The sequence below is a fragment of the Collinsella sp. AF31-11 genome (assembly GCF_003475605.1).
Lineage (GTDB): Bacteria > Actinomycetota > Coriobacteriia > Coriobacteriales > Coriobacteriaceae > Collinsella.
The window spans coordinates 4,440-10,239 of record NZ_QRQS01000007.1; the positions used below are offsets into that span (position 1 = coordinate 4,440).

Sequence of the window (5,800 nt, forward strand, 5' to 3'; positions counted from 1 at the left end):
TTTCGATTTGTCGACCTGGGCGACGAAGTCGGCGAACTCCTTCTGGAGTTCGAGCGGGGGAACTATAATGCTCGTCTTTCCAATTACGTTTAGATGGAGGTGTTTTACAGCAATCCCCTTAACGCCGCCTGTAAATTGGTCCTGCACTCTTGCGCTTTTTAGTTGTTCTCGTAGGAATACTCCATCAAGAATGTCGCGACGGTATTTGAGGACAGCGAGACTTTCGAATAGACCGATTGGAAAATCGACATCGACAATAGCCGGCATACCAAGTGATCCACTTTTTGTAAGAAGCACATCGCCGATTTGGGTTTCACAACGTTTTTGAATGGACTCGTATTCATCCGTGCTTATATGCTTGATGTCGCTGAAATCTAGCTTGCCATCTGATGTGACATTCTTCGCAGAAATGAATGCAATTCCAGCTTCTTGATATTGGGGCGTTTTATGGGTGCCATCAGTAATTTTCGTGCATGCTTGTGAGAGGGGAATCAGCGGAAACTCTTTCTTGGAAAATATTTCGACAAATTGTGATTTGACGACGTCGTCGCAGGCGACGAGCAAACTGCGGTAATTACGCCGAAGATCCTGCGCGGCCCAGAGCAGCTCAGACATTCGCGCCTGATCTCCAACCTTCGGCAGATCAAACTCGTAATCAGCGAGAGTCGACCAGTTGATGAAGGAGTTTGTCGAGCCATGCCTATTCTTCTGTGCGTAGTCCCAGAAACTGTCGTTCTGCAGGACCCAAGGCAGGTACTCGCTCAAGAGGACGTTCTCGTCGGCCGACTCAAGCACGAAAGTTTTCTCCGAACAAATACCTGCGAATTCTACCCTAGAGGCCTTCTTCAAGTGAGGGTTCCTAGACACCAAAAGGAAGTCGCCCGGCTTGAATCCGTAGTAGAACATGGGCCCGATGGTGCTCCCGGCAACCTCGCCTCTACCGTTGAGCTCCATCTCGCCGGAGTCAAAGTGCTCTCCGGCGACGAAATAGGTGAGGTCGGTATCGTAGCGGTTAACCTTTGTTTGGCAGCGCCTAACGACGTCGGATAGCTTGACTTTGGTCATGCCGCACACCTCCGTCTCCCAAATTGTGATTTGACGACGTCGTCGCAGGTCGTGAGCAGCTTACGATAATGCCCCTTGAGGCTCTCGGCTTCCGAGAGGATGCCGGCAAGCTCGCGTTGTTTTCCCGGCGAGGGCAAGTCAAATTCCAAGGTCCGGAGATCTTTCCAGTTTGCCGTCGGCGAAAGAGAGCCGACGGAGACCCGTATTGCCTCGTCAAGGAACATGTCGGAGCTGATGAAAAACGGAAAGAACATCGGATCGACGACATCGGCCTTCGGGCGCAGCACCATCCCGTGAGCCGAGAAGATGCCATCGAAGGGTGCTATGCCGACCTTCTTCTGATAGGCCCTTCGGCGGCCGAACAGGACATCGCCTTTCTTCATGAGCAGTTTGTCGCCCTTCGGCGTCACCTCGGCACCCCAGCGGGTCACTTCGAGCGTACCGGGGTCTAGGTGCTCGAGGCCGACATATCGCTCGCGGTCACTGTCCTCGGGTTTCTTCTTCGCGGTGCTGTTCTCTGCTATTTGGTCGAACCTATACCTTGTCACGCTGCGCACCTCCGGCCGCTAAATTGTGATTTGACGACGTCGTCGCAGGCTGTAAGCAGCTGCCTGTAGTGAGACCGCGTTTCTTGTGCGGTCCAGAGTATGTCGGCAAGTTCTTCTTGCTTAGCGATGTTGGGGAGCTCGAACTCAAATTGCGAAAGGCTCTGCCACTTGACTCTTGGCGAGAGGGAACCTGCCGAATTGGTGACGGCGTGCTCGAATAGGGCGTCATTCTGGATGATGAACGGGAGCAGTCTCGGAGAGACGTTGTCCTTGGGGGCGATGACGGTGATGTCTCCAGAGCAGATTCCGTCGAATGGGGCGACGGCTGCTTTACGCAGGTAGGCCCTACGACGCCCGAACAGCACCTGCCCCTTTGAGAAAGCCTTAGTGAAGGTGGTCTCGACGCCTTCGTCCCAATGGGCGAGTTTGACCTCGCCGGGGTCTAGATGCTCAAGGCCGACCGTCGGCAGCTCTTGCCCCACAGGGACCTTCTGTTTTATTTCGCGGGCCACATCGCCCAGGCAAACGTGGGTCATGTTACTCACCATCGTTTTCATGCAATTTCGCAGCAATATTATCGAGCAGGGACGCGGCCTCTGTGGAGGCGACTCTCCAGCTTTCTACCGTCTCCTCGATGCTTCTATCGTCAGCATTTTCATCATTGGAGGGCTTCACGTACAGAGGGATGGAGAGCGAGAAGGCGTTGTCCTCGAGCTCACTAAACGATGCGTGGGATGAAAAACCTTCGATGTCCTCGTCAGATCGGTAGGCATCGACGATTCTCTTGATGTGTTGAGGCTCAAGGTAGCTTTGCGCGTTCTTGCGGGTTACCTCGGCAGAGGCGTCTACGAACAGTATTTTCTTGCTTCGGTTCGGCGCTTTCTCGCTGCGGCAGATGAGGATGCAGGCCTCCATGGGCGAGTTGAAGAAGAGGTTTGCGCCGAGTCCGATGACCGCCTCAACGAGATCGCTTCTCACGAGCCTTTCGCGCATCTCCGATTCCTCGTTGCGGAAGAGTACGCCATGGGGGAGGAGAATGGAGCACCTGCCTGTGCGTGGGTCCATACTCTTGAGGATGTGCTGTATGAAGGCGTAGTCTGCTCGTCCCTGCGGCGGGGTGCCGAGGAAGTTGCGGCCGTAGGGGTCCGACGCGAACGCTTCGCGGTCCCATTGCTTGATTGAGTACGGGGGGTTGGCGAGCACCATGTCGAAGGTGCGTAGCTTTCCCGCCTCGAGGAAGGCCGGGTGCCGCAGTGTGTCGTCGTTTGCGATTTCGAAGTCCTTGACGCCATGCAGGAACAGGTTCATGCGGCCGATGGCGGAGGAGAGCTGGTTGATTTCCTGCCCGTACGTACGGACGTTGCGCCACTCCTCTCCGTGCTCTTTGAGGTGTGCGATGGCGGAGATTAGCATGCCAGCGCTGCCGCAGGTGGGGTCGTAGATGGACTCGCCGGGCCTGGGTTGGAGGATCTCGGTCATTAGATGGACGACCGTGCGATTGGTGTAGAACTCTTGAGCGGTGTGTCCAGAATCGTCCGCAAACTTCTTGATGAGGTACTCGTAGCCCTGGCCGAGCTCGTCCTCGGGGCAGTTGGCTATGGAAAGTGTCTCGGCGCTGAAGTGTTCGATGAGGTCCTTGAGCAGGCGGTCGGGCAGGCGCTTCTTGTTGGTCCAGGCGGCATCGCCGAAGATGCCGCGAAGCTTGGAGTCATTGGCCGCCTCGATGGCGCGGAAGGCGTCGACAATGGTCTTGCCGACGTTCTCCGTGGACTCTCTGACATCGCTCCAGTGGGCACCGTTGGGGATGGCGAAGCTATGGTTTTCGGGTAGGGCTGCGAACTCCGCATCTCCGCCGGAGGCTTCCAACGCTTCGGCGGTCTCCTCGTCGTAGACGTCGGAGAGACGCTTGAAGAACAGCAGCGGGAAGATGTACTGCTTGTACGACCCGGCATCGATGTAGGTACGCAGCAGAACGGCCGCGTTCCATAGATGGTTGTTTAGCTCTTCCTGGGGGATTCTACTCTCCATCGACATAGCCTCCCTTCGTTAGCAGATCGAGGAGCCTCTCCTCGGATTCCTTTGTTTGCTGGAGGAGGTCGTAGAAGCGTTTTCTTGTCTCCGTCGGCGGCTCGACCTTCTCGCGTTTTCTTTCGACGTAGTTGTTCGCCGAGAGCACGTATCCCTCGCGTTCGATGTCAGCGAGCGTTGCTATGGCGCATTTCTCAATGACAGGCTCGTAGGAGCGATAGAGGGAAAGCATCTCTTGCGCGTTCTTTTCTGAGATCACATTTTGCGCGCGCTGGGCGGTGAAGATTTTGCTGCCGTCGATGATGCAAATGCGTCCTTGATGATCGGTGGGCTTGTCATTCCTGAGGAACAACACGCAGGCTGAGACACCCGTGCTGTAGAAGACGCCGCTTGCGAGTGCGATCACGGCTTCGACCTTGTCAGACTTGATCAGCTCCTTGCGTATGGCGCCCTCTTTGCCGCCGTGGAACAACGCCCCTTGGGGTAGCACCACGGCACAGCGACCGTTCTTTTTGTCCATGGAACAGACCATGTGCTGAACCCAGGCGAAGTCTGCCGACTTGTCCGTGGGGGTGCCCCAGATATTGCGGCCCCACGGGTCTGAGGAGAACTCGTCAGAGCCCCAGTTTTTAAGCGAGAAGGGTGGGTTTGCGAGGACGCAATCGAAGGTTTTGAGTGTGTTGCCGTCTCTGAAAGCGGGCTCGCGCAGGGTGTCGCCCTGAGTGATGCGGAAGTCCTTCGCGCCGTGGAGATACAGGTTCATTCGCGCTATGGCGGACGTGCTGAGGTTCTTCTCCTGGCCGTAGAGCTTGCCGTAGGCGAGTTTTGAGTTGTCCATTTGCCGGACGGCCTCGATGAGCATGCCGCCCGTGCCGCATGCCGGGTCGTAGACGGTCTCGCCGGGCTTCGGCTCAAGCAGGGAGACCATCATCTTGACGATCTCGCGTGGGGTATAGAACTCGCCGGCGTTCTTCTTCTGCATATCGGCGAACTTCTTGATCAAGTATTCGTAGGCGTCGCCCATCATGTCGGCGCTATAGTTCCTGTTGCCGAACTTCTTCGCTGAGAAGTGCTCGACGAGATCCTTCAGGCGTTCGTCGGAGAGCTTGCCTTTGTCTGTCCAGCTCGCATCGTCGAAGCTACTGAAGAGGCCGCTGAGGGTGTCGGGGTTGGCGCGCTCGATTCCGACCATTGCATCGACGATTGCCTTGCCGACGTTCGTGCCGGTGTTGCGAACGTCTTGCCAGTGGCAGCCCTCCGGCACCTCAAAGCTGTGGTTTTCGGGCAGGGCGGCGTAGTCTTCATCTCCACCCGACATCTCTAGAGCCTCGGCGGTCTCCTCGTCGTAGACGTCGGAGATGCGCTTGAAGAAGAGCAACGGCGTGATGTAGCTCTTGTACTCGTCCTGGTTGATGGGGCCACGCAGGATGTCGCAGGCTCCGAGTAAGTGGTTTCCCAGCTCGGATTTACTTATCGGTTCTTCAATCATTCGGGTACCTATGAGCTCAAAAATATAATTACAGCTCTTATGATTATACCGTCATATTTGCCGAGATAATTGAGCTGAGCATCGCCGCCCATTCAGACAACCTGCGCCTGTAAATCACAATTTGTCGAGATGTTCGGAGACCTTCGTTTCAACAATAAGCTGATGCCGATTAGGGCGTTGAATGAAGTTGCCTCTTCACGTCTTGGAAAAATGCTCGACTCCAAACATCAGACAGGCGAATGGAGGAGGCCATACCTCACCAACAGGAACGTTCAATGGTTTAGGTTTGACTTTCAAGAAGTGAACTCGATGGATTTTCCTCCAGCGGATCAGAAAGAGTTCTCACTTCTACCTGGCGACCTATTGGTATGCGAAGGGGGCGAGGTTGGGCGCTGCGCGATATGGCGTGGGCAAATGAAAGACTGCTATTTTCAAAAAGCCCTTCATCGAGTGCGCTGCGGAAATGCCATTATCCCTGAGTACCTTTGTTGGTGGTTCAAGATGATGGCAGACGAAGGCTTGCTAACTAGGCATGCAAACACCGCAACGATCACTCATCTGAGCGGAGTTCAACTCAAGCAATTAGGCGTCCTCGTTCCTCCCCTTTCTCTTCAACAGGAGTTCGCCGACTTCGTCGCCCAGGTCGACAAATCGAAATTTAAGTTAGGTA

The 5,800-nt window shown here is 55.3% G+C and carries 6 protein-coding genes; 1 reads left to right on the forward strand and 5 read right to left on the reverse strand.

What is annotated here, in order from left to right:
• From DWZ22_RS05570 to DWZ22_RS05590, 5 genes are all read right to left on the reverse strand, one after another.
• A partial coding sequence (locus DWZ22_RS05570) for a restriction endonuclease subunit S (RefSeq protein WP_199583456.1) occupies nt 1-1,065 on the reverse strand: 1,065 nt, incomplete at its 3' end.
• Nucleotides 1,062-1,613 carry a restriction endonuclease subunit S gene (locus DWZ22_RS05575; RefSeq protein WP_118405641.1) on the reverse strand — a complete coding sequence of 184 codons (552 nt, stop codon included), beginning with the start codon at nt 1,611-1,613 and terminating at the stop codon, nt 1,062-1,064. The genes DWZ22_RS05570 and DWZ22_RS05575, both read right to left, overlap by 4 nt.
• Nucleotides 1,610-2,149: a restriction endonuclease subunit S gene (locus tag DWZ22_RS05580; protein WP_158573303.1), complete on the reverse strand. Its 540-nt coding sequence runs from the start codon at nt 2,147-2,149 to the stop codon at nt 1,610-1,612. The genes DWZ22_RS05575 and DWZ22_RS05580 overlap by 4 nt, the downstream gene beginning before the upstream one ends.
• A gap of 1 nt (nt 2,150) precedes the next feature.
• On the reverse strand, nt 2,151-3,641 hold the full coding sequence (locus tag DWZ22_RS05585) for a class I SAM-dependent DNA methyltransferase (RefSeq protein WP_118405643.1): 1,491 nt from the start codon (nt 3,639-3,641) through the stop codon (nt 2,151-2,153).
• The gene (locus tag DWZ22_RS05590) at nt 3,631-5,130 is read right to left on the reverse strand and encodes a class I SAM-dependent DNA methyltransferase (protein ID WP_118405644.1); all 1,500 of its coding nucleotides are present in this window, start codon (nt 5,128-5,130) and stop codon (nt 3,631-3,633) included. Before DWZ22_RS05590 ends, DWZ22_RS05585 begins: the two co-directional genes overlap by 11 nt.
• Before the next feature lie 210 nt (nt 5,131-5,340).
• Here DWZ22_RS05590 and DWZ22_RS05595 point away from each other — a divergent pair.
• Nucleotides 5,341-5,800 (forward strand): restriction endonuclease subunit S (locus DWZ22_RS05595; RefSeq protein WP_233546463.1); only part of this gene is annotated, 460 nt, incomplete at its 3' end.